This window comes from Klebsiella sp. GB_Kp047 (assembly GCF_040065235.1).
Classification (GTDB): Bacteria; Pseudomonadota; Gammaproteobacteria; order Enterobacterales; family Enterobacteriaceae; genus Klebsiella; species Klebsiella quasipneumoniae.
Window position 1 is genome coordinate 77,325 of record NZ_JBEAJG010000034.1, and the last position, 24,258, is coordinate 101,582.

General features: G+C 57.0%; 21 protein-coding genes and 1 riboswitch. Of the genes, 11 read left to right on the top strand and 10 right to left on the bottom strand.

Annotation, left to right across the window (positions count from 1 at the left end; genetic code table 11):
• Positions 1 to 10 precede the first annotated feature (10 nt).
• Complete coding sequence (locus tag ABLV76_RS15530) at positions 11 to 919, top strand: LysR family transcriptional regulator (protein ID WP_048326182.1); 909 nt, start codon at positions 11 to 13, stop codon at positions 917 to 919.
• Positions 920 to 921: 2 nt separating this feature from the next.
• On the opposite strand, the gene ABLV76_RS15535 is transcribed toward ABLV76_RS15530, so the two are convergent.
• The 3 genes from ABLV76_RS15535 to ABLV76_RS15545 all read right to left on the bottom strand — a co-directional run bounded on the left by ABLV76_RS15535 (position 922) and on the right by ABLV76_RS15545 (position 3,811).
• Complete coding sequence (locus tag ABLV76_RS15535) at positions 922 to 1,938, bottom strand: substrate-binding domain-containing protein (RefSeq protein ID WP_064189998.1); 1,017 nt, start codon at positions 1,936 to 1,938, stop codon at positions 922 to 924.
• Between the two features lie 91 nt (positions 1,939 to 2,029).
• Positions 2,030 to 3,529 (bottom strand): PTS transporter subunit EIIC, encoded by a 1,500-nt coding sequence (locus ABLV76_RS15540; RefSeq protein WP_032455467.1) that lies wholly within the window; start codon positions 3,527 to 3,529, stop codon positions 2,030 to 2,032.
• 108 nt (positions 3,530 to 3,637) lie between these two features.
• Positions 3,638 to 3,811, bottom strand: coding sequence for a hypothetical protein (locus ABLV76_RS15545; RefSeq protein WP_017899816.1), 174 nt, complete (start codon positions 3,809 to 3,811; stop codon positions 3,638 to 3,640).
• A gap of 74 nt (positions 3,812 to 3,885) precedes the next feature.
• Here ABLV76_RS15545 and metF point away from each other — a divergent pair, with 74 nt between their 5' ends.
• Positions 3,886 to 4,773, top strand: coding sequence for a methylenetetrahydrofolate reductase (gene metF, locus ABLV76_RS15550; protein ID WP_004203682.1), 888 nt, complete (start codon positions 3,886 to 3,888; stop codon positions 4,771 to 4,773).
• A gap of 93 nt (positions 4,774 to 4,866) precedes the next feature.
• Here the strand turns inward: metF and ABLV76_RS15555 are convergent, their stop codons facing one another.
• From ABLV76_RS15555 to ABLV76_RS15565, 3 genes are all read right to left on the bottom strand, one after another.
• Positions 4,867 to 5,970 carry a glycerol dehydrogenase gene (locus ABLV76_RS15555; protein ID WP_004203683.1) on the bottom strand — a complete coding sequence of 368 codons (1,104 nt, stop codon included), beginning with the start codon at positions 5,968 to 5,970 and terminating at the stop codon, positions 4,867 to 4,869.
• Between the two features lie 54 nt (positions 5,971 to 6,024).
• Positions 6,025 to 6,687: a fructose-6-phosphate aldolase gene (gene fsa / locus ABLV76_RS15560; RefSeq protein WP_017899815.1), complete on the bottom strand. Its 663-nt coding sequence runs from the start codon at positions 6,685 to 6,687 to the stop codon at positions 6,025 to 6,027.
• A gap of 205 nt (positions 6,688 to 6,892) precedes the next feature.
• The gene (locus ABLV76_RS15565; RefSeq protein ID WP_226648908.1) at positions 6,893 to 7,834 is read right to left on the bottom strand and encodes an AraC family transcriptional regulator; all 942 of its coding nucleotides are present in this window, start codon (positions 7,832 to 7,834) and stop codon (positions 6,893 to 6,895) included.
• A 69-nt stretch (positions 7,835 to 7,903) separates the two neighbouring features.
• Here ABLV76_RS15565 and zinT point away from each other — a divergent pair, with 69 nt between their 5' ends.
• Positions 7,904 to 8,554 (top strand): metal-binding protein ZinT, encoded by a 651-nt coding sequence (gene zinT, locus ABLV76_RS15570; protein ID WP_017899813.1) that lies wholly within the window; start codon positions 7,904 to 7,906, stop codon positions 8,552 to 8,554.
• Positions 8,555 to 8,600: 46 nt separating this feature from the next.
• Here zinT and ppc read toward each other — a convergent pair whose 3' ends face one another.
• Both ppc and argE read right to left on the bottom strand, forming a co-directional pair.
• Positions 8,601 to 11,252, bottom strand: coding sequence for a phosphoenolpyruvate carboxylase (gene ppc / locus ABLV76_RS15575; RefSeq protein ID WP_017899812.1), 2,652 nt, complete (start codon positions 11,250 to 11,252; stop codon positions 8,601 to 8,603).
• Between the two features lie 258 nt (positions 11,253 to 11,510).
• Positions 11,511 to 12,662 (bottom strand): acetylornithine deacetylase, encoded by a 1,152-nt coding sequence (gene argE / locus ABLV76_RS15580; RefSeq protein WP_004203688.1) that lies wholly within the window; start codon positions 12,660 to 12,662, stop codon positions 11,511 to 11,513.
• Positions 12,663 to 12,775: 113 nt separating this feature from the next.
• Between argE and argC the strand changes: the two genes are divergently transcribed.
• From argC to oxyR, 4 genes are all read left to right on the top strand, one after another.
• Positions 12,776 to 13,780 carry an N-acetyl-gamma-glutamyl-phosphate reductase gene (argC, locus tag ABLV76_RS15585; RefSeq protein ID WP_004203689.1) on the top strand — a complete coding sequence of 335 codons (1,005 nt, stop codon included), beginning with the start codon at positions 12,776 to 12,778 and terminating at the stop codon, positions 13,778 to 13,780.
• Positions 13,781 to 13,786: 6 nt separating this feature from the next.
• Complete coding sequence (argB, locus tag ABLV76_RS15590; protein ID WP_085955164.1) at positions 13,787 to 14,563, top strand: acetylglutamate kinase; 777 nt, start codon at positions 13,787 to 13,789, stop codon at positions 14,561 to 14,563.
• Between the two features lie 100 nt (positions 14,564 to 14,663).
• Positions 14,664 to 16,037 carry an argininosuccinate lyase gene (gene argH, locus ABLV76_RS15595; RefSeq protein ID WP_004203690.1) on the top strand — a complete coding sequence of 458 codons (1,374 nt, stop codon included), beginning with the start codon at positions 14,664 to 14,666 and terminating at the stop codon, positions 16,035 to 16,037.
• A 259-nt stretch (positions 16,038 to 16,296) separates the two neighbouring features.
• Positions 16,297 to 17,214: a DNA-binding transcriptional regulator OxyR gene (gene oxyR, locus ABLV76_RS15600; protein ID WP_002883015.1), complete on the top strand. Its 918-nt coding sequence runs from the start codon at positions 16,297 to 16,299 to the stop codon at positions 17,212 to 17,214.
• Here oxyR and sthA read toward each other — a convergent pair.
• On the bottom strand, positions 17,197 to 18,597 hold the full coding sequence (gene sthA / locus ABLV76_RS15605; RefSeq protein WP_002883016.1) for a Si-specific NAD(P)(+) transhydrogenase: 1,401 nt from the start codon (positions 18,595 to 18,597) through the stop codon (positions 17,197 to 17,199). The genes oxyR and sthA overlap by 18 nt on opposite strands.
• Before the next feature lie 196 nt (positions 18,598 to 18,793).
• Between sthA and fabR the strand changes: the two genes are divergently transcribed.
• Together fabR and ABLV76_RS15615 are read left to right on the top strand one after the other, a co-directional pair.
• Positions 18,794 to 19,429, top strand: a complete 636-nt coding sequence (gene fabR / locus ABLV76_RS15610) for an HTH-type transcriptional repressor FabR (RefSeq protein ID WP_004151856.1) — start codon at positions 18,794 to 18,796, stop codon at positions 19,427 to 19,429.
• A gap of 15 nt (positions 19,430 to 19,444) precedes the next feature.
• Positions 19,445 to 19,804 carry a YijD family membrane protein gene (locus ABLV76_RS15615; RefSeq protein ID WP_004203691.1) on the top strand — a complete coding sequence of 120 codons (360 nt, stop codon included), beginning with the start codon at positions 19,445 to 19,447 and terminating at the stop codon, positions 19,802 to 19,804.
• Positions 19,805 to 19,854: 50 nt separating this feature from the next.
• Here ABLV76_RS15615 and trmA read toward each other — a convergent pair whose 3' ends face one another.
• Positions 19,855 to 20,955, bottom strand: a complete 1,101-nt coding sequence (gene trmA / locus ABLV76_RS15620) for a tRNA (uridine(54)-C5)-methyltransferase TrmA (protein WP_004203692.1) — start codon at positions 20,953 to 20,955, stop codon at positions 19,855 to 19,857.
• A gap of 114 nt (positions 20,956 to 21,069) precedes the next feature.
• A riboswitch (cobalamin riboswitch) is annotated at positions 21,070 to 21,257 on the top strand.
• A 64-nt stretch (positions 21,258 to 21,321) separates the two neighbouring features.
• On the opposite strand from trmA, the gene btuB reads away from it, so the two are divergent.
• Both btuB and murI read left to right on the top strand, forming a co-directional pair.
• A complete protein-coding gene (btuB, locus tag ABLV76_RS15625; RefSeq protein ID WP_049092593.1) occupies positions 21,322 to 23,160 on the top strand; it encodes a TonB-dependent vitamin B12 receptor BtuB in 1,839 nt (612 codons plus the stop codon).
• A complete protein-coding gene (gene murI / locus ABLV76_RS15630) occupies positions 23,105 to 23,956 on the top strand; it encodes a glutamate racemase (RefSeq protein WP_023291541.1) in 852 nt (283 codons plus the stop codon). Before btuB ends, murI begins: the two co-directional genes overlap by 56 nt.
• Positions 23,957 to 24,258: the final 302 nt, after the last annotated feature.

The window sequence follows — 24,258 nt, forward strand, 5'->3', positions numbered from 1 at the left end:
CCTTTTCAGTATGACAACTTCGCGATTGCATTCTCTCGATATCCGCCTGCTGCGCGCCTTTGCGGTGGTGGCGGAGGAAAATAACATCAGCCGGGCGGCGCAGCGGTTATTTATCTCGCAGCCGCCGCTGAGTCGCCATATGCGCCATCTGGAAGCGCAGCTGGGGGTGACGCTGTTTCAGCGCCATAGCAAAGGCCTGATCCTTACCGACGCGGGCAGAGAGGTGCTGGCGATGATTCGGCCCATGCTGGCGCTACAGGAACGCACGCTGGCGGCATTGAGTGAGCTCTCCGTTCACTCGCCGCCGTCTCTGCGTCTGGGCGTGACTACCGCCTTCGAACAAGGCATTTTCGCCGCTGTTGAATCTGCGCTGAGCGAACATACCCGCGCGTTGCATATCACCCGCCACGCTTCACCGGCGCTGGCTCAGCAGGTGCGCAAAGGCAAACTCGATGCGGCGCTGGTTGCGCTGCCGCTCAATACTGAAGGGCTGCACTTGCACCCATTGCCGTATCAGGAGCCGCTCATCGCGGCAGTGCCAGCCTCCTGGCCGGAAGCCGCCACACCAGCGTTAACGCTAAGCGCGCTCAATCACCGGCCGTTGTTCTGGTTTAAACGTGAGCGTAACCCCGATTTCTTTGACTACACGCGACGTATTTTCGACCGGGCTGGCTATACCCCCGCTTATGTGGAAGAGCCTGCCGAACATGATGTGCTGCTGGCGCGAATTGCGCGTGGGGAAGGCATGATCCTCCTGCCGGCGTCCTTTTCCGCAATCCAGCGTCAGGGGGTGGTGTTCTGTCCTGTCGCTGAAGGCGACAGCATGCCGTTAAGCCTTGGGGTGATCTATGCGCCTCACCGGGCAGAATCCGTGCAGCAATGGCTCTCACTGCTGGATGAGCACCTGACGACTGGCTAGCCTCAGGCTGACTCTCGAGCCACCAGCTGTCCGGAAAGGGTAATGCGCTGGGTCGGCAGGGCAGGTTCTTTGATTTTGCGGATAATGAGCGAGGCTACCTGACGTCCTGTCTCTTCGCTGGCGGAAGAGACATAAGTGAAGGATGGCGAGGTCAAATTCACGTGCATCATGTCTTCAAAACCCACCAGCGCCACCTGTTGAGTGAGAAAGACATCTTTTCCCACCGTGCGTCCAACCTGATGAATGCCGCTGAGGCAGCCAATCATTGCATCCGGTGAGTGGCACAGCAGGGCGGTAATGGCATTATTTTTTTCCAGCAACTGGCGGGTAGCGATACTGGCAGCCTGCGTATTGTCGCTGCAGGCAGGAGCAAATTCCTCCCGTACGGTCATGCCGTTTTTCTCCAGCGTACTGTATAAGCCAAGCAGCCGCTGCTGACGAATCAGGTCATTATCCTGTCCGCCAATATAGGCGATGTAGCGATGGCCGCGTTCAATCAAATAGCGGGCGGCGATACTGGCGGCCTGGCGATTATCGCGGACCACCTGGTCATGATGGCCGGCGAGCGGCGTTTGCGAGACGGCGACCAGCGGCAGAGGACATGCTTGTAACGCCGCAGGCAGCGCATTGCTGGTGGTATCGGCATCCAGATATATCACGCCGGCGACGCCCTGCTGTTTAAACGACAGCAGGCAGCGGGCCAGATAGTCATGATCGTCGCGCGGCTGGCCGAGGATCACCATATAGCCTTGCTTCTCCAGCTCCTGGACGATATTCGCCATCACTTTAATGGAAAAACTGTCGTTGAAGTCGCGCAGGATCAGGCCGATCAAATTGGTGGTATTGGCGCGAAGGTTAGCGGCGGCGACGTTATGTACATAGCCAAGTTCCTGGATGGCCGCGTTGACTTTTTCGATGGTGGCGTCGGAGATCTTTCCTTTCTGGCGTAATACCAGCGACACCGTCGAAACGGAGACGCCGGCCAGTTTCGCCACATCTATAATGCTGACTTTCTTCAAAATCGCTCCATGACAACGCGTGTATTACCGTCAGATCGCAGACATAGGCTTACCCACGGTAAGCCTACTTCCACACCATAACACCTTCTTGTTATTTGCCAATCATCCCCGACATGGTTTGCGCGATAAATTGCGCCCTGGCGCCAAAAATAATCTGGATGCCGTTATCGCCGACGAAGACCACCCCGCGTGCGCCGATGCCGTTGAGGCCATCTTTATCAACCGCATCGCGCTCAGCCACTTCCAGGCGCAAGCGGGTGATACAAGCCCCGACGGAATCGATATTTTGTGCACCACCGAGAAGATTGACGATCTCCGTTGCCAGCTCCGCGTCGGTTTTATCATCGGCGGTGACAGTGATATCGGTACGGCCTGGTGTTTTCACATCAAAGCGACGGATAACGAACCGGAAGGTGAAATAATAAATCAGCCCCATCGGCACGCCAACGATAACCGCGTTGAGGAAGTGGGTTTGATAGCCGTTCAGCGACGGCAGAATACCGAAGGAGATATAGTCAATAAGCCCCGCCGAGAAGGATTTAGCGATATGCGCATGCAGCAGATACATTGTCATGTACGAGAGCCCCGCCATGATGGCGTTGAAGACGTACAGGATCGGCGCCACGAAGATAAAGGTAAATTCTACGGGTTCGGTAATGCCGGTCAGGAAGCAGGTCAGCGCGGCAGAGAAGAGAATACCGGCCGCGATTTTTTTATTCTTAGTATGCGCTTCGTGATACATCGCCAGACAGGCAGCTGGAAGCGCGAACAGCATAAGCGGGAATTCCCCCTGCATAAACTTCCCAGCGTTTTGGTAGCTATCGGAGCTAAAAGATTTCACCCCTTCTTCCAGCATTTTAAACCAGATGGTCTGGTCGCCGTGGATCACCTGGCCTGCCTGAGTGGTGTAATCGCCGAAAGAGTACCAGAAGGAGGGATACCATATGTGGTGCAGTCCCAGTGGGATCAGCGCCCGTTCAACGAGGCCGAAAATAAAGGTCGATGCGGCCTGGTTGTCGCCGTTTACCACCATCGACAGTGAGTCAATACCAGCCTGGATATGTTGCCAGACATAAGGCAACAGCAGGCCGAGGATAAATGAGAGAAATGCTGTGGCGATCGCCACGAAACGCTTACCCGAGAAGAAGCCAAGGAACTCAGGCAACTGCATCGCATGGAAGCGGTTATAGCACCACGCCGCGAGAATACCGCAGATGAGACCGCCAAAAACCCCCATCTGCAGCGTCGGGATGCCGACGACCATGGCATATTTTCCGCCCTGAGAGGCCATCTCCGGCGTAATGCCGAGCACAGTGCTAATGGTGATATTAGTGATGAAGACGGAGACGGCTGCCGACAGCGCAGCGATACCCGATTCTGATGCCAGCCCCACGGCTGAACCAATTGCAAACAGCATTGGCAGGTTATCAAAAATGATACCGCCGGCGTTCATCATCAAGGGCATATGGAATTTATCCCCGAAGGCCAACAGTAAGCCGGCGGCCGGGAGGAGCGAAATCGGCAGCATCAAGGCGCGGCCGATCATCGACAGTTTTGATAATGATTTTATGAACCCTGACCACAGACTCATGGTGATATCCCCGAATAGATTTTATAAGCATTATTGAGTAAGTAGAACGTTCTAGTAGAACGTTCTACTTACTCTGAACCAAGCGATAAGCGGCTGCAATAACAATCGCTACGGCCAACATGGGGAGATGCTGGTTTTTTGAACTGCTTCAAATTTCATCGGATCGAATTCTTCCTGCGCGGCATCCATTCTGGCCGGAAGATGAATTTTTTTCATATTGGCGGCCTTTTCCTCACTCTTTACGCAGATTTTTCTATTGACGCCCGCGCGCTTTTCCGTCATTTTTACATCTGGACGTCTAAACGTATAGAAGTTCGCAATACAACAGCCATTACATGCGATTGATGAGGTAAGGTATGAGCTTTTTTCACGCCAATCAGCGGGAAGCCCTGAATCAGAGCCTGGCGGAAGTCCAGGGCCAGATTAATGTGTCCTTTGAATTCTTTCCGCCGCGCACCAGTGAAATGGAGCAAACCCTGTGGAAATCCATCGATCGCCTGAGCAGTCTGAAACCGAAGTTTGTCTCGGTGACCTATGGCGCGAACTCCGGCGAGCGCGATCGCACCCACAGCATCATCAAGGGCATTAAAGAGCGAACCGGTCTGGAAGCGGCGCCGCACCTGACCTGTATCGATGCGACTCGCGATGAGCTGCGCACTATCGCCCAGGATTACTGGAACAACGGCATCCGCCATATCGTCGCGCTGCGCGGCGACCTGCCGCCGGGCAGCGGTAAACCGGAGATGTATGCCGCCGATCTGGTCAGCCTGCTGAAAGAGGTGGGGGATTTCGATATCTCTGTTGCCGCGTATCCGGAAGTGCATCCGGAAGCGAAAAGCGCGCAGGCGGATTTACTCAACCTGAAACGCAAAGTCGAGGCAGGCGCCAACCGCGCGATCACCCAGTTCTTCTTCGATGTGGAAAGCTACCTGCGTTTTCGCGATCGCTGCGTCTCAGCGGGCATCGACGTGGAAATTATTCCGGGTATCCTGCCGGTATCCAACTTTAAACAGGCGAAAAAGTTTGCGGATATGACCAACGTTCGTATCCCGGTGTGGATGTCGAAAATGTTCGAAGGTCTCGATAACGATGCCGAAACCCGTCAGCTGGTGGGGGCTAACATCGCTATGGACATGGTGAAGATTTTAAGTCGGGAAGGGGTAAAAGATTTCCACTTCTACACCCTGAACCGCGCCGAAATGAGCTACGCCATCTGCCATACGCTGGGCGTGCGTCCGGCCTGAGTGCTTGTCGTTTCCGCCGCCAGTGGGCGACACGTCCGGCAGATAAACATAAAAAACACCCGGCTGACGCCGGGTGTTTTGTTTTGCTCTGGATTATTCCCATTCCTGCAGGAAGCGCTGGCCATATTGGTCGGCGACCAGCAGCGCGGCGTAGACCTGGTCGGAGTTAACCCCGCCCGGCATATTGTGAATGGTTTCGCCTTCAGCGCAGGCGGCTTCCGCCACCAGGCGCATTTTGGTCGGGATGTCGCCTTTGATATCCAGCTGCGCCAGGGTGATCGGCAGCCCAACGCTGTGACATAGCGCGGCGACGGTCTCGATCTCTTCCACCGGCGCGTTTTCCAGCACCAGCTGCGTCAGGGTGCCGAACGCCACTTTTTCACCGTGATAATAGTGGTGAGCGTCAGGGATGGCCGTCATGCCGTTATGAATTGCGTGGGCTGCCGCCAGGCCACCGCTTTCAAAACCGACGCCGCTCAGATAGGTGTTGGCTTCCACCACCCGCTCCAGCGCCGGAGTGACCACGTGCTGTTCGGCGGCCAGCATCGCTTTTTCACCCTCTTCGAGTAAGGTGTTGTAGCACAGCTCGGCCAGCGCCAGCGCCGCCTGGGTGCATTTCCCGCCCGCCATGGTGGTGGCGCCGCTGCGTGAGCAGGCGCGGGCTTCGAACCAGGTGGCCAGCGCATCGCCAATTCCGGCTGCCAGCAGGCGAGCCGGCGCGCCGGCAACGATCTGCGTATCGACAATGACCATGTTAGGGTTATGCGGCAGCATCAGATAGCTGTCGAACTCCCCTTCGTCGGTGTAAATCACCGACAGCGCGCTGCACGGCGCATCGGTGGAGGCGATGGTAGGGGCGATCGCCACCGGCACCTTCATAAAATGGGCCAGCGCTTTCGCGGTATCCAGGGTTTTACCACCGCCGATCCCCAGCACGGCGGTGCATTTCGCACTGCCGGCGATATCGCGCAGGCGATTGATTTCATTATGCGAACATTCACCGCCAAACGGCGCGATTTCCGCCGCCAGGCCGGCATCGGCCAGGCTTTTGCGTAGCATCTCTTCCGCGAATCCCAGCACGAATTTATCGCCAACGACCAGCCAGCGTTCGGCCAGCGGTTTCAGGTAGTCGCCAAGGCGCTTGATGGCGCCTGCGCCCTGAATGTATTTGCCTGGTGATTGAATAATGCGATCCATTACGATTCCTCCTCGATGACCGTGATGCCGCCCGCAGGCGGCGCGCGGGTCCGGTTACAGGTTCAGCGTGCCAAAGGCGTTATTCCAGTCCTGTTCAAATTTCTCTATGGCTGACTCTACCGCAGGGGTGCCGAGCATTTGTTGCGCTACATCTAATGGAAGGGTGATGGCTTCGCAGCCAGCCAGCAGGCAATCCAGTGCCTGACGGGGCGTTTTGAAGCTCGCCGCCAGCACTTTGCTTTCGGGCGCATGCATTTCCAGCAGGGATTGCAGCTCCTGCACCATGCGGATGCCGTCCCCGCCCTGAGCGTCGACGCGGTTAACGTAAGGCGCGACGTACTTTGCGCCGGCCAGCGCGGCCAGCAGACCCTGTGAGGCGCTGTAGACGGCGGTGCCAAGGGTTGGGATGCCTTCTTTCTTCAGCAGCTTGATAGCGGCGAGGCCTTCGGCGGTGACCGGGATTTTGACCACGATGCCCGGCACGGCGTTGCTCAGGCGTTTGGCTTCTGCCACCATGCCCTGCGCATCGCGGCTCATGGTCTGCGCGAACAGAATCCCTTCCGGGCCAACGGCTTTTTGCAAGCGCGGCAGTACATCCCAGATCGGTGTTTTTCCGGCGGCGATAATGCTCGGGTTGGTGGTCACCCCGGCCAGCGGGTAGATGCGGGCCAGGCGTTCCACTTCGGCGACGTTGGCGGTATCCAGATAGAGTTCCATAGTGTTTTCCTCAATGCTTAATTCGGTGCTGTCGTTGAGGTAAGCATACGGCTTTCGTTTGAAGGATCGCCAGATGACAAATTTGCCAAAAACTGGATAAATGTACGCATCGCGATTAAGGATGATTTAGATCACATTTATCGACGCAGCCTGGGATGAGAGGAAACTATAGCGCGCACAAAAGTCAGGTTTAACACACAAAAATCTAGTTTTTTGCCGGGGATGATTTTTCCGTCAGCTGGCTATGGTACTGGCGGCGGTATTCAGACGGCGAGCGTTCCGTGGTTTTGCGGAACAGGCGGCAGAAGTAGTTACTGTCGGCGAAGCCGCAGGCGTGGGCGATGTCTTTCACTTTCATATCGTGGCCCTTCAGCAGCATACGGGCCTGTTCGAGACGAATGTGGTTCAGATATTCATTGAAGCCCATTGGCCCACATTTCTGGAACAGATGAGAAAGATAGTTAGGAGAGAGATAGAACGCCTGGGCGACCGATTCCCGGCTCAGCGGCTCCGGGTAATGGACCTCGATGTACTGACGGATTGCCTCGAACAGCGCCTGGCTGCGCGAGGAGGTTTGCGCCTGGCTGCCGAGAAGATCATGGCAGTGGCTGAGCAGGCTGATGACGATGCTGCGGGCGGTTTGCTGCTCCTGCGGCTGCATCCGGATCTCGTTGAGCGCCTGCAGCAGAAAGGAACCGACGCGCGGCCCGCGACGCAGCGCCTGTAGTTTTTCAACAACGGCGATCGTCTTGCCATTCCAGTGCTGCAGCGAGCACTCCAGCTGCTGCTTAGCGAACAGGATGCTTAACAGCAGGCAGGGCGCCTGCCACTGTGGGCAGTTCCAGCTATCGCCAGGAATATAGAGCACGTCATGGGTCTCCAGGGGCGGGGCGTTATCGCCGAGCGCCTGGTCGCGCAATTGCCCATCGAGGAGGATATTCAGACGGGGAAAATCAACCTGCACCACCGGTTCAGCAGGCGAGCGCGTCTCGCCGGCGAAATAAACCCGGCCGAGGCTGGTCTGCTTTTTTAGCAATGCATCAATAAGTTGATTGATATCGTTGTCCATCATTGTTCCGCCCCGCGCATCACCCTTTTCATCATACCGGACATTATTCCAGCGGTAAAAGCGCCAGCCTGTCGCTATTGCTTCTCACTTAAGATATGTTATATCGTAACAATTTGTCGCCATTGATAACAAACTCAGGAGAGAGTAATGACCAGAAAGATCCCCCTGCTGGCCTTGGGACTCGGCATGGCGCTCGCCAGCGCCCAGGCGTTCGCCCACGGCAACCATAGCCATGGGCCGGCGCTAACCGAAGTGGAGCGTCAGGCCAGCGAAGGCATTTTTGCGGATAAAGATGTGCAGGACCGCGCGCTGAGCGACTGGGAGGGCGTCTGGCAGTCGGTGAACCCATATCTGCTCAACGGCGATCTCGATCCGGTGCTGGAGCAGAAGGCGAAAAAGCCCGGCGGCAAGAGCGTGGAGGAGTATCGCGCCTATTATAAGAAGGGCTACGCCACCGATGTGGAACAGATTGGCATTGAAGATGACGTGATTGAGTTCCACGTCGGCGAGGCCGTCAACAGCTGCAAATACCGCTATTCAGGCTACAAAATTCTGCATTACGCCTCCGGTAAGAAGGGCGTACGTTATCTGTTCGAGTGCCAGCAGGGCGATGCCAACGCGCCAAAATATGTCCAGTTCAGCGACCATATCATTGGTCCGCGTAAATCGCAGCATTTCCATATTTTCATGGGTAATGAATCACAGGAAGCGTTGTTGAAAGAGATGGATAACTGGCCGACCTATTATCCGTATGCGCTGCATAAAGAACAGATCGTTGATGAGATGTTGCACCACTAAAACGGGTGAAAAATCCCCCGGCCGGGCGGCCGGGGGAAGACATCGATTAGCCGGTGTTACGCATACCGGCGGCGACGCCGGCGATGGTGACCATCAGCGCTTGTTCAACGCGCGGATCCGGGTCTTTGCCCTCTTCTTCAGCCTGGCGTGAACGGTGCAGCAGTTCCGCCTGTAGGACGTTCAGCGGATCGGTATAGATATTACGCAGCTGGATAGACTCGGCGATCCACGGCAGGTCGGCCATCAGATGGGAGTCGTTGGCGATGGCCAGCACGACGTTGATATCGGCAGCCAGCAGCTTGCGCAGCTCGGTACCCAGCGCCCACAGCTCCGGTTTCACCAGGCGCTGATCGTAATACTCCGCCAGCCACAGGTCGGCCTTCGAGTAAACCATCTCCAGCATGCCGAGGCGGGTGGAGAAGAACGGCCAGTCGCGACACATCGCTTCCAGTTCACTCTGTTTTCCGCCTTCGACTACCTTCTGCAGCGCAGCGCCAGCGCCCAGCCAGGCCGGAAGCATCAGGCGGTTCTGGGTCCAGGCGAAGATCCACGGAATGGCGCGCAGCGACTCGACGCCGCCGGTCGGGCGACGTTTTGCCGGACGCGAACCCAGCGGCAGTTTGCCCAACTCCTGCTCCGGAGTGGCGGAGCGGAAGTAAGGCACGAAATCTTTGTTTTCACGCACATAGCCGCGATACATCTTGCACGACACGTCGGACAGCTCGGCCATGATGTCGCGCCACTGCGGCTTGGGTTCCGGCGGCGGCAGCAGGTTGGCTTCGAGGATCGCGCTGGTATAGAGCGACAGGCTGCTGATGGTGACTTCCGGCAGGCCGTACTTAAAGCGGATCATCTCACCCTGCTCGGTAACGCGCAGGCCGCCTTTCAGGCTTCCCGGCGGCTGTGAGAGGAGCGCGGCGTGGGCAGGCGCGCCGCCGCGGCCAATGGAGCCACCGCGACCGTGGAACAGCGTCAGTTCGATCCCGGCTTTCTCACAGGTTTTGATCAACGCATCCTGCGCCTGGTACTGCGCCCAGGAGGCGGCCATCACCCCTGCGTCTTTCGCGGAATCAGAGTAGCCGATCATGACCATCTGTTTGCCCTGGATAAAGCCGCGGTACCAGTCGATATTCAGCAACTGGGTCATGACGTCGTTGGCGTTGTTCAGGTCGTCCAGCGTTTCGAACAGCGGAGCCACCGGCAGGGCGAAGCCAATCCCGGCCTCTTTCAGCAGCAGGTGAACCGCCAACACGTCGGACGGCGTTTTGGCCATCGAGATCACGTAGGCGGCGATCGATCCGCGCGGCGCCTCGGCGATCACTCTGCAGGTGTCGAGAACTTCGCGGGTCTCTTCGCTGGGCTCCCACTGGCGCGGCAGCAGCGGACGTTTGGAATTCAGTTCGCGGATCAGGAAAGCCTGTTTGTCGGCTTCTGACCAGCTTTCGTAATCGCCGATCCCGAGGTAACGGGTCATTTCGCCCAGCGCTTCGGTATGGCGGGTGCTTTCCTGACGAATATCAATACGCACCAGCGGTACGCCGAAAGACTTCACGCGGCGTAGGGTGTCGAGCAGCTCGCCGTTGGCGATAATGCCCATGCCGCAGGCCTGCAGCGATTTATAACAGGCGTACAGCGGCTCCCACAGCTGCTCGTTCTGCGTGATCAGTCCCGCCGGTTTCGGCAGCTTCTGGCCTTTCAGACGCGCTTCCAGCCAGGCCTGGGTTTCCATCAGCTGAGTGCGCAGTTTTTTCATCAGGTAACGGTACGGTTCCTGAGCGCCCTCGGCGCCGGCCAGGGCACGCAATTCGTCGGTACACTCCACCATCGACAGCTCGGAGATCAGCACCTGCACATCTTTAAGGAACAGATCGGTCGCTTTCCAGCGGCTGAGCAGCAGCACGTGGCGGGTGATATCGGCGGTCACGTTCGGGTTGCCGTCGCGGTCGCCGCCCATCCACGAAGTGAAACGCACCGGGACAAAGTCCACCGGCAGCTGATAGCCGAGGTTGGCTTCCAGCTGTTCGTTCAGCTCGCGCAGGTAGTTAGGCACCCCTTCCCACAGGCTGTTTTCCACCACCGCGAAGCCCCATTTGGCTTCATCGACCGGGGAAGGACGGTGCTTACGAATTTCATCGGTATGCCAGGACTGGGCGATCAGCTGGCGCAGACGGCGCATCAGCTGGTGGTGCTCGTAGTCCGCGATATCTTTGTTATCCAGCTGCTTGAGGCAGTTGTTCACTTCCACCATTTTATGGATCAGCGTCCGGCGGGTGATCTCGGTCGGGTGGGCGGTTAACACCAGCTCCAGGGAAAGAGATTCCACCGCTTTTTTGATGGTCTCTTCGTTGAGATTGGGTTGGTCTTTGAGCTTTCTCAGGGTACGCGCAATGACTTCCGGATTGCTGGCCGCTTCGCCATTCGGCGAAATGCTGTGGTACTGCTCAGCGGTGTTAGCCAGATTCAGGAACTGGCTGAAGGCACGGGCTACCGGCAGCAGTTCGTCGTTAGACAAATTCTGCAGCGTGGTCAGCAGCTCCTGGCGGTTAGCTTCGTTGCCGGCGCGTGAAGATTTGGACAACTTACGGATAGTTTCGACACGATCAAGAATATTTTCTCCCAATGCATCCTTGATGGTATCGCCCAGCACCTTGCCGAGCATACTGACATTACTACGCAATGCGGAATATTGTTCGTTCATGTTACCCCAGACACCCCATCTCATTTTATTTTGTTATATCCGCTGCGCTGGAACGTGAGCAACGGATAAGCAACCCGTCTTTTATAAAGCCACGTAAATACCCCCACGTCAATTACTGCGAAATCGCTTCAGCAAACGAGTAAATACCCGTAATTTGCGAAATTTAACTCAGGGGGCGCTGGATAAGCATCGCTTATGGAAATGTGACGATCGTCACCGTTCCGCCCCGGGAGAACGGGGCGGAAAAAGAGGGCGATTTTAGTGCCAGCAGAAGTGGTGGACCACCTGGCTAATCAGCTCCCGCGTCGGCTTGATAAAGCGCGTCTCCAGAAACTCGTCAGGCTGATGGGCCTGGTTGATCGAGCCCGGGCCGAGAACCAGCGTTGGGCACAGCGTCTGGATAAACGGCGCTTCGGTACAGTAGTTCACCACGTCGGTCTGGGCGCCAAGCAGTTTCTCAACCACCTGCACCAGCTTATGGTCCGGTGGGCACTCATAGCCGGGGATCGGCGGATGCAGCTCCGAGACCGTCAGGCGGCCTGGCCAGCGTTCGCTGACCGGGGCCAGCGCCTCGCCCAGCAGACCATTAAGGTCGTTGAGGGTCATCCCCGGCAGCGGGCGGATGTCCATATGCAGTTCACAGCAGGCGCAGATACGGTTTGAGGCATCGCCGCCATGGATGGCGCCGAGGTTGAGGGTCGGGTAAGGGACCGTGAACGCCTCGAAGTGGTAGCGCTCTTTTAGCAGATCGCGCAGCTGCATAATCCGGCCGATGGCGTCGTGCATCAGCTCGATCGCGTTGACCCCGCGCGCCGGATCGCTGGAGTGGCCGGACTGGCCCTGAATACGGATCGCGTTGGACATATGTCCTTTATGGGCGCGGATTGGCTGCAGGGAGGTGGGCTCGCCGATGATGGCGCAGTCCGGGCGCAGCTGGGTGGTTTCGGCAAAATAGCGCGCGCCAGCCATGCTGGTCTCTTCGTCGGCGGTGGCCAGAATATACAGCGGTTTTTTCAGCGTGGTGACGTCGACATCGCGCAGGGCGTCGAGAATAAAGGCGAAAAAGCCTTTCATATCGGCCGTGCCGAGGCCGTAGAGCTTGTTATCGTGTTCGGTGAGGGTGAACGGGTCGCGCGTCCAGCGGCCATCATCGAACGGCACGGTATCGGTATGCCCTGCGAGCAGCAGGCCGCCGGCGCCGTGTCCGGTGCTGGCCAGCAGATTGAATTTATGGCGCGTATCCGGCACTGGCTGTACCTCGACGTTGAAGCCGAGATCGCGGAACCAGCCGGCCAGCAAATTGATTAAAGACTCATTGCTTTGATCGAGAGCCTCTTCGGTCGCGCTGATGGACGGTGTGGCGATCAACGCGCGGTAGATCTCGATAAAGGGCGGTAAATTGTTTTTCATTGTTGACACACCTTGGGTCGTGATAGTATCAATATTCATGCATTTATTGTGAATAAAAATACAATATCGTTGAGCGTAAGAAAACCCATCGAATGTAAGGAGATGCGCTTCCAATGTTAAATACGCTGATTGTGGGTGCCAGTGGTTATGCCGGCGCAGAGCTGGTGACCTATATCAATCGTCATCCGCATATGAACATAACCGCTTTGACGGTCTCCGCGCAAAGCAATGATGCGGGAAAATTAATTTCCGACCTGCATCCGCAGCTCAAAGGCATTGTCGATATGCCGCTGCAGCCGATGTCCGATATCAGCGAATTCAGCGCTGGCGTGGACGTGGTGTTTCTCGCCACCGCGCACGAAGTGAGTCACGATCTGGCGCCGCAGTTCCTTGCCGCCGGCTGCGTGGTGTTCGATCTCTCCGGTGCCTTCCGCGTTAACGATGGGGCGTTCTACGAAAAATATTATGGTTTCACTCATCAGCATCCCGACCTGCTCAAACAGGCGGTGTATGGTCTGGCGGAGTGGAGCGCGGATGCGCTTAAAGAAGCGCAGTTAATCGCGGTGCCTGGCTGCTACCCAACGGCGGCGCAGCTGTCGCTGAAGCCGCTGATCGATGCCGGTCTGCTGGATCTCAACCAGTGGCCAGTGATCAACGCCACCAGCGGGGTGAGCGGCGCGGGACGCAAAGCCGCGATCGGCAACAGCTTCTGTGAAGTCAGCCTGCAGCCGTACGGCATATTTAACCATCGTCATCAGCCGGAGATTGCCAGCCACCTCGGAGCGAAAGTGATTTTTACCCCGCACCTGGGTAATTTTAAACGCGGTATTCTGGAAACCATTACCTGCCGCCTGAAGCCGGGCGTTGGCCATGCGCAGATCGCGGCGGTTTACCAGCAGGCTTACGCCGATAAACCGCTGGTACGTTTATATGATAAAGGCGTGCCCGCAGTGAAAAGCGTCGAAGGTCTGCCATTCTGTGATATCGGTTTTGCCGTGCAGGACGATCATCTCATCGTCGTCGCGGCAGAAGATAATCTGCTGAAAGGCGCCGCAGCGCAGGCGGTGCAGTGCGCGAATATTCGTTTCGGCTTCGCTGAGACGCAGTCTCTTATTTAAGGTGTGATGATGAACCCATTAATTATCAAACTCGGCGGCGTATTACTCGATAGCGAAGAAGCGCTGGAGCGTCTGTTTACCGCGCTGGTCAATTACCGTGAAGCGCACCAGCGTCCGCTGATTATCGTCCACGGCGGCGGCTGCGTGGTGGATGAGCTGATGAAGCAGCTCAATCTGCCGGTGCAGAAGAAAAATGGTCTGCGGGTGACGCCGGCTGAGCAAATCGACATCATCACCGGCGCGCTGGCGGGAACCGCTAACAAGACGCTGCTGGCGTGGGCGAAAAAGCACGGTCTGGCCTCTGTCGGCCTGTTCCTCGGCGATGGCGATAGCGTGAAGGTGACGCAGCTGGATGCTGAGCTGGGCCATGTCGGGCTGGCGCAGCCGGGCTCTCCGACGCTGATCAACACCCTGCTGGCGGGCGGTTACCTGCCGGTGGTGAGCTCTATCGGCGTGACCGATGAGGGCCAGCTGATGAACGTCAATGCTGACCAGGCGGCGACGGCGCTGGCGGCTACCCTGGGGGCGGATCTGATTCTGCTGTCTGACGTCAGCGGTATCCTCGACGGTAAAGGGCAGCGCATTGCCGAGATGACCGCCGAGAAAGCGGAGCAACTGATCGAGCAGGGGATTATCACCGACGGCATGATTGTCAAAGTGAATGCGGCCCTCGACGCCGCGCGCGCTCTGGGCCGTCCGGTGGACATCGCCTCCTGGCGTCACGCCGAGCAGCTGCCGGCGTTGTTTAACGGCACGCCTATCGGCACACGTATTCTGGCTTAAGATTTCATGCCCGGCGGCGCGTTGTCTGCCGGGCTTACAAGACCGTAGGCCGGGGAGGCACAACGCCACCGGCGGAACTAACGAATAAAGGAAGCATGTTATGGCACTTTGGGGCGGGCGTTTTACACAGGCAGCAGATCAACGGTTTAAACAGTTCAACGACTCGTTGCGCTTCGACTATCGTCTGGCGGAGCAGGATATCGTTGGCTCTGTCGCCTGGTCGAAAGCGCTGGTAACGGTCGGCGTTCTGAGTGCCGCTGAACAGCAGCAGCTGGAAGAAGCGCTGAACGTGCTACTGGAAGAGGTGCGCGCCAATCCGCAGCAAATCCTCGCCAGCGATGCCGAAGATATTCACAGCTGGGTGGAAGGCAAACTGATCGACAAAGTGGGCCAGTTGGGCAAGAAACTGCATACCGGCCGCAGCCGTAACGACCAGGTCGCTACCGATCTTAAACTGTGGTGCAAAGATACCGTTGTCGAATTGCTGTCGGCGAACCGCCAGCTGCAGAGCGCGCTGGTGGAGACGGCCCAGCAGAACCAGGACGCGGTGATGCCGGGGTACACCCACCTGCAGCGCGCCCAACCGGTGACGTTCGCGCACTGGTGTCTGGCCTATGTCGAAATGCTGGCGCGCGACGAAAGCCGCCTGCAGGACGCGCTGAAGCGCCTCGACGTTAGCCCGCTGGGCTGCGGCGCGCTGGCGGGAACGGCGTATGAGATCGACCGCGAGCAGCTGGCCGGGTGGCTGGGCTTTGCCTCCGCTACCCGCAACAGCCTCGACAGCGTGTCCGACCGTGACCATGTTCTGGAGCTGCTTTCCGATGCCTCTATCGGCATGGTGCATCTGTCGCGCTTTGCGGAAGATCTGATTTTCTTCAACTCCGGCGAGGCGAATTTCGTCGAGCTTTCCGACCGCGTAACCTCAGGCTCCTCGCTGATGCCGCAAAAGAAAAACCCGGACGCCCTGGAGCTTATCCGTGGCAAATGCGGTCGCGTGCAGGGCGCGCTGACCGGCATGATGATGACCCTGAAAGGGCTGCCGCTGGCCTACAACAAAGATATGCAGGAAGATAAAGAGGGGCTTTTCGACGCCCTGGATACCTGGCTCGACTGCCTGCATATGGCGACCCTGGTGCTGGATGGCATCCAGGTAAAACGTCCGCGCTGTGCGGAAGCGGCGCAGCAGGGCTATGCCAACGCCACGGAGCTGGCGGATTATCTGGTGGCGAAAGGCGTACCGTTCCGTGAGGCGCACCATATTGTCGGTGAAGCGGTGGTGGAAGCCATTGCGCAAGGGAAACCGCTGGAAGCGCTGGCCCTGGCCGATCTGCAGAAATTCAGCCCGGTGATTGCGGACGATGTTTATCCGATCCTGTCGCTGCAGTCCTGCCTGGATAAACGCGCGGCAAAAGGCGGCGTCTCGCCGCAGCAGGTGGCGCAGGCTATCGGCGAGGCGAAGGCCCGTCTGAGCTAATCCTTAGATATCTGCCCCCCCTGACCCGGCCGAGCCCAGCGACGCCGGGTTTTTTATGCAAAAAAAAAGCGGACGCAAGGTCCGCAAAAGTTCACGTTGGCTTTAGTTGTTCGGGTAGAGAAACAGTGTGACGGGCCAGTGGTTTTCACAGGTTCACCGTCTTTATGGGTGTATTATTGAACAGAAAACTTGATAGGGATAATCGTTCGTTGCTATGCTATCTATCGCCATGGACTATCGTGGCGATGGAGGATGAATAATGAATATTCGCGATCTTGAATACCTGGTAGCGCTCGCCGAACACCGCCACTTCCGGCGGGCGGCTGACTCATGCCATGTGAGCCAACCGACGCTCAGCGGACAGATCCGCAAGCTGGAGGATGAGCTTGGCGTCATGCTGCTGGAGCGCACCAGCCGTAAGGTTCTGTTTACCCAGGCGGGGCTGTTGCTGGTGGATCAGGCGCGTACCGTGTTACGCGAAGTAAAAGTGCTCAAGGAGATGGCAAGCCAACAAGGGGAAACCATGTCCGGGCCGCTGCATATCGGCCTGATCCCGACAATTGGCCCGTACCTGCTGCCGCACATCATTCCGATGCTGCATCAGACCTTCCCGAAGCTGGAAATGTATCTGCACGAAGCGCAGACCCATCAGCTGCTGGCTCAGCTCGACAGCGGTAAGCTCGACTGCGCCATCCTGGCGCTGGTCAAAGAGAGCGAGGCCTTTATCGAGGTGCCGCTGTTCGATGAGCCGATGATGCTGGCTATCTATGAGGATCATCCGTGGGCAAACCGCGATCGGGTGCCGATGTCGGATCTGGCCGGTGAAAAGCTGCTGATGCTGGAGGATGGGCACTGCCTGCGCGATCAGGCGATGGGCTTCTGCTTTGAAGCGGGGGCGGATGAGGATACCCACTTCCGCGCGACCAGCCTGGAAACGCTGCGCAATATGGTAGCGGCAGGCAGCGGTATTACCCTGCTGCCTGCGCTGGCGGTGCCGCAGGAAAGAAAACGCGATGGCGTGGTCTACCTGCCGTGCATTAAGCCAGAGCCAAGACGCACCATCGGTCTGGTTTACCGTCCGGGCTCACCGCTGCGCAGCCGCTACGAACATCTGGCGGAGGCCATCCGCGGCACGATGGATGGCCATTTCGACAAGGCGTTAAAACAGGCGGTTTAAGCCGTTCAGCGCGGCAACCCGGTACGCTTCCGCCATGGTCGGGTAGTTAAAGGTGGTGTTGACGAAGTACTCAATGGTGTTACCACCACCTTTCTGCTCCATGATTGCCTGGCCGATGTGAATGATTTCGGCTGCGCGTTCGCCAAAGCAGTGAATGCCGAGGATCTCCTTGGTCTCCCGATGGAACAGGATCTTCAGGGTTCCCACGCTCATGCCAACGATTTGCGCCCGCGCCAGGTGTTTAAACTGAGCGCGACCCACCTCATACGGCACTTTCATCGCCGTCAGCTGCTGCTCGGTTTTCCCGACGGAGCTGATTTCCGGAATGGTGTAGATCCCGGTCGGGATATCTTCAATCAGATGCGCTGAGGCTTCGCCTTTCACCAGCGCCTGGGCGGCAATGCGTCCCTGATCGTACGCCGCGGAGGCGAGGCTCGGATAGCCGATGACATCCCCAACCGCATAGATGTGCGGAAGGGCGGTCTGATACATGCTGTTGACCTTCAGCTGACCGCGGCTATCGGTCTGCAGACCGATATTTTCCAGCGCCAGAGTGTCGGTATTGCCGGTGCGGCCGTTGGCGTACAGCAGGCAATCGGCTTTCAGTTTTTTACCGGACTTCAGGTGCATGATCACCCCGTCATCCACCCCCTCAATTTTCTCATACTCCTCGTTGTGGCGAATGACCACGCCGCTGTTCCAGAAGTGATAAGAGAGCGAATCTGACATCTCCTGATCGAGGAAGGCCAGCAGACGATCGCGGGTGTTGATCAGATCGACCTTCACCTCCATGCCGCGGAAGATCGACGCATATTCACAACCGATTACCCCGGCGCCGTAAATGATCACATGGCGCGGCTCATGCTGCAGGCTGAGAATCGAATCGCTGTCATAGATGCGCGGGTGGTGGAAATCGACATCCGCCGGATGGTAGGGGCGAGAGCCGCAGGCGATAACGAATTTCTCCGCGGTCACCGTCTCAACCGTGCCGTCATGACACTCCAGCGCCAGAGTATGCTCATCAACGAAGTGGGCATTGCCCTGCAGAATTTCACAGTGGTTGCGCTCATAGAATCCCTGGCGCATATGAGTCTGCTGGTTGATGACGCTGTCGGCATGGTTAAGGATGTCGGCGAAAGAAGAGCGAAGAAGGCGGGAGTGGTCGCTGTAGAGGGGGTTTTGGTTAAACTCGATAATACGGCTGACGGCATGGCGGAGGGCTTTCGACGGGATGGTGCCCCAGTGGGTGCAACCGCCGCCGACGTTATGGTAGCGCTCGATGACGGCAACGCGTGCTCCCTGTTTTACCAGTCCCATGGCGGCGCCTTCGCCGCCAGGACCGGAACCAATCACTATTGCATCATAATCCCAAGAGTGTGACATGGCATTACTCACCTGTTTTATACATAAAATAAACACGATGATAACATTCGCTGCGCTTTAACCCAATTATCGTTGTGCTTTTTTGCGGCATAAAAGCAGAAACGGCTCGTAAACAATCATTCACAATCCAGGGCAAACCGATTAGTTTTAATCTCTGGTATAGTGCCAGCAGGGCTATTGGAAGGATTCATACATCGTGATGGGCGTAAGAGCACAACAAAAAGAAAAAACCCGCCGTTCGCTGGTGGAAGCGGCATTCAGCCAACTTAGCGCTGAGCGGAGTTTCGCCAGCCTGAGTTTGCGTGAAGTGGCGCGGGAAGCAGGGATCGCGCCGACGTCCTTTTATCGTCATTTTCGCGATGTCGATGAGTTAGGCCTGACGATGGTCGATGAGAGCGGACTGATGCTGCGCCAGCTGATGCGCCAGGCGCGCCAGCGGATTGCCAAAGGCGGCAGCGTGATCCGCACCTCGGTCTCGACCTTTATGGAGTTTATCGGTAACAACCCGAACGCCTTCCGCCTGCTGCTGCGCGAGCGCTCGGGAACTTCTGCGGCGTTTCGCGCCGCCGTCGCACGCGAGATCCAGCACTTTATTGCGGAACTCGCCGACTATTTAGAACTCGAAAACCATATGCCGCGCGCCTTTACCGAAGCGCAGGCTGAAGCTATGGTCACCATCGTTTTTAGCGCTGGCGCGGAAGCGCTGGATGTCGGCCCTGAACAGCGCCGACAGCTGGAAGAACGGTTGGTACTGCAGCTCAGAATGATCTCTAAAGGCGCGTATTACTGGTATCGCCGTGAACAAGAAAAAATGTCACATCATTCCGAATAACGTGAAGGACGAGCAATGAAACACTCAGTTCAAGATAAAGGTACGCTGCTGCTGGCGCTGATTGCCGGGTTATCTATTAATGGCGCCTTTGCGGCGCTGTTCAGTTCGATAGTTCCGTTTTCCGTCTTCCCCATCTTATCCCTGCTGCTGACGGTCTACTGTCTGCATCAGCGCTATCAGAATCGCAGTATGCCCGTCGGGCTACCGGGCCTCGCCGCCGCCTTTTTTATTCTCGGGGTGCTGTTGTACAGCACCGTCGTGCGTGCGGAGTACCCTGATATCGGCTCTAACTTCTTCCCGGCCGTTCTGTCCGTCGCGATGGTCTTCTGGATCGGCTACAAGATGCGTAACCGCAAAAATACGGCAGCCGAATAAGCCGCCAGTGATAAAAAACCGGCAATATGACGTTGCCGGTTTTTTTTGGCCTATTTCCGGGTCAACAGCACGCCGCATTCCATGTGATGGGTATACGGGAACTGGTCGAACAGCGCCAGCCGGGTAACATTATGCGTCTGGCTTAGCGTTTCCAGATTGCGGCACAGCGTTTCCGGGTTGCACGAAATGTACAGAATACGCGGATAGGCCTGCACCATTTTTTCCGTTTCACTGTCCAGCCCGCTACGCGGCGGATCAACGAAAATCGTCTCGCACTGATAGCTTTGCAGATCGATACCCTGCAGCCGGTTAAACTCACGCACGCCGTTCATCGCCTGAGTAAACTCTTCCGCCGCCATGCGGATAATCTGCACGTTGTCGATATGGTTGGCGGCTATGTTGTACTGCGCCGCCGCCACCGACGGTTTGGCGATTTCGGTGGCCAGGACGCGATCGAAATTACGCGCCAGCGCCAGCGAGAAGTTACCGTTGCCGCAGTACAATTCCAGCAGGTCGCCGGTCGCTCCTTTGGTGACATCCAGCGCCCACTCCAGCATTTGAATGTTCATTGCCGCGTTCGGTTGGGTAAAGCTGTTTTCCACCTGACGGTAGATCATCTCCCGACCGCCAACCGGCAGACGTTCATCTATATAATCCTGATCGAGCTCGATTTTAGTTTTGGTCGCCCGACCAATGAGATGCACATTGAGCCCCTGGGCTCGCAGGGCGTCACGCAGCGCCTCCGCTTGCTCACGCCAGGCATCATCGAGTTTTTTATGATACAGCAGCGAGACGACCGCCTGATTGCTGAGGGTGGTCAGATAGTCAATCTGGAACAGCTTATGGCGCAGCACGGGATTGTTGCGTACGCCCTCCAGCATGGCGGTCATCAGCTGATTGATGAGCGCGCTGGCGGCCGGGAAGCTGTCAACGCGAATCCGCGACCGGGTCTGCTGATCGAAAATTATATGGTACAGGTCGTCGCCATCGTGCCACAGACGGAACTCGGCGCGCATACGGTAGTGGCTGACCGGCGAACGAAACACTTCCGGAACCGGCGCGGCAAAAGGCGCCATCATGGTTTGCAAACGGACGACTTTTTCTGCCAGTTGCGCTTCGTATTGTTCGGTAGGAAGGTGTTCGGGGGTCATGATGTATCCTGAATAAAATAAGTACGCGGGGATTGTAGGGAAAGCGCCGGGGATGTCCAGCCTCGAATGCCGCGGGAAATATAATTAGCAGTCTGGACATCTATATGATTCTGATTGTAGCATTCGCCTACCGGTCCTGTGAGTTAAAAGGGAACCCAGTGGAAATCTGGGGCTGACGCGCAGCGGTAAGGAAGGTGAGAAATGAGCGCACTCGGTGCAGACACTGCGGTTAGCCGTGGGAAGTCATTATTTCTTGAAACAGCCTCCAAGCCCGAAGACCTGCCGGAATACGTCGCACTGGGTTTTATCGTCGCGAGCAACTGATAAAACCTGCGGCATCCTTTTTCTGTTTCGGATGCTTTTACAATGATTAAAAAAGCTTCGCTGATGACGGCCTTATCCGTCACGGCATTTTCCGGCTGGGCGCAGGATAGCAATTCAGATACGTTGGTGGTGACAGCAAACCGTTTTCAACAGCCGGTCAATACCGTGCTGGCGCCGACCGATATAGTGACGCGCGATGACATCGACCGCTGGCAGTCCAAAGATTTAAACGATGTCATGCGTCGTCTTCCCGGGGTCGATATTGCCCGCAACGGCGGCATGGGGCAGAGCGCTTCGCTGTATGTTCGGGGGACGGAGGCTCGCCACGTGCTGGTGCTGATCGACGGTGTGCCGATGGCGCGTCCGGGGATCTCCAATGGCGTGGATATCAGTCAGATCCCTATCTCGCTGGTCCAGCGGGTGGAATATATCCGCGGCCCGCGCTCCGCGGTGTATGGCTCCGGAGCGATCGGCGGGGTGGTGAACATTATCACCATGACCGACGCTGAGCGTTCGCAGATCAACGCCGGCGCGGGAACGAACGGCTATCAGTCCTATGATGGCGCCTTCAACAAGCGGTTTGGCGATACGCTGGTTACCGCTGCCGGCGCCTATCAGACCACCAAAGGGTTTAACGTCCAGCCGAACTCCTCTTATAGCGGCGACAGCGATCGCGACGGCTACCGCAATAAAATGCTGTGGGGCGGGGTACAGCATCAGTTCGATGATAACTTCTCGGGATTCTTCCGCGGCTATGGTTATTCCGCCAATGCTGACTATGACCAGGGTAACTGGGGCTACGCAGGTGGAAACGATGAAGATCAGTCCTATACCCAATCCTGGGATACCGGTCTGCACTACCACTCCGGAATTTACTCCTCCCAGCTGATTGCGAACTATCAGCGTATTAAAGATTACAACTACAGCAGCGACGCTGGCCGCTATGCCGCGGGCACCACCCTGGATGATATGGAACAGCGCTATATCCAGTGGGGAAATAATGTTGTGGTGGGCCATGGCGCGGTGAGCGGCGGCGTAGACTGGAAACAGGAGAAGCTGAAATCCAGCGGAACGACCAGTACCGACGTGTATAAGCGCGATACCACCGGTCTTTATCTGACGGGCCAGCAGCAGATTGACAGCGTGACGCTGGAAGCTTCCGGCCGTGAGGATCATGACGAGCAGTTTGGCTGGCACGGTACCTGGCAGACGGCGGCAGGCTGGGAATTTATCGACGGTTATCGGACAACGCTCTCGTACGGCACAGGATTCCTCGCCCCCTCCCTCGGGCAGCAGTACGGCGCAGAACGCTTTGGCATCGCCTCTAACCCGAACCTGAAGCCAGAGGAGTCGAAGCAGTGGGAAGCGGGCCTTGAAGGGTTAACGGGGCCGGTCGACTGGCGTCTCTCCGCGTATCGCTATGAGATTCAAAACCTCATCGATTACGACAACAACGCCTATTACAACGTCAAGTCGGCGACGATCAAGGGGCTGGAGTGGACGGGAAATGTCACCACAGGGCCGGTGGAGCACCATCTGACGCTGCAGTATGTTGACCCTCGCGATGATGAAACTAACAAGATCCTCTATCGCCGGGCGAAGCAGCAGGTGAAATACGAGCTGAACGGCCAGGTCTACGATCTGGGGTGGGATGTGACGTATCACTACATCGGCAAGCGCTACGATTATGATTACGACAATTCGCGTACCGTCAATATGGGTGGGTTGAGCCTCTGGGATGTCGGTTTATCGTATCCCGTCACCTCACACCTGACAGTTCGTGGTAAAATAGCCAACCTGTTCGATAAAGATTACGAGACAGTTTATGGCTACCAATCTGCAGGACGGGAATACACCTTGTCTGGCAGCTACACCTTCTGATCCACGTCCCACCGTGCTGGTGTTTGATTCCGGCGTCGGTGGGTTGTCGGTTTATAATGAGATTCGGCAGCTGCTGCCGAATCTGCATTACATCTATGCTTTCGATAACGTTGCCTTCCCCTATGGCGAGAAGAGCGAGGAGTTTATCGTTGAGCGCGTTGTGGAAATCGTCACCGCTGTCCAGCAGCGTTATCCCCTGGCGCTGGCGGTGATCGCCTGCAATACCGCCAGTACCGTCTCCCTGCCTGCCCTGCGTGAAAAGTTCGCCTTCCCCGTTGTTGGCGTGGTGCCGGCGATCAAGCCCGCCGCCCGCTTAACGGCGAACGGCATTGTTGGTCTGCTGGCGACGCGCGGTACCGTAAAGCGTCCTTATACCCGTGAGCTGATCGACCGCTTTGCCAATGAATGTCGGATTGAGATGCTGGGGTCGGCGGAGCTGGTGGAGCTGGCGGAAGCGAAGCTGCACGGCGAGCCTGTGCCGTTAGAAGAGCTGCGCCGTATCCTGCGCCCGTGGCTGCGGATGCAGGAGCCGCCGGATACGGTGGTGCTGGGCTGCACCCATTTTCCTCTTTTACAGGAGGAGCTGCAGCGCGTTCTGCCGGAAGGCACGCGGCTGATTGATTCCGGCGCGGCGATTGCCCGTCGCACCGCCTGGCTGTTAGAGCATGAAGCGCCGGATGCGAAGTCCAGCGACGAGAATAAAGCATTCTGCATGGCGTTGACGGCAGAAACGGAACAACTTTTACCCGTTTTGCATCGCTATGGCTTCTCGACGCTGGAAAAATTACCGCTTTAACGGCGTTTTGCACAAAAAAGAGACGGTTGAATAATTTTTTGAAAACAGGGCTTGTCAACGTCTCAGAACTCCCTATAATGCGCCTCCACTGACACGGAACAACGGCAAGCGAGCCGCCGGGTCAGCAGGGTTTCGGCGATGAAGTTCAGCGCTGAAAACCGACAGAGAAAAGCAAAATAAGGGCTTGACTCTGAATGAGGAAAACGTATTATACGGGACCTCGCAACGGTGAGCTGAAAGCCGCGTTGCAACTGCTCTTTAACAATTTATCAGACAATCTGTGTGGGCACTCAAAGTGACAT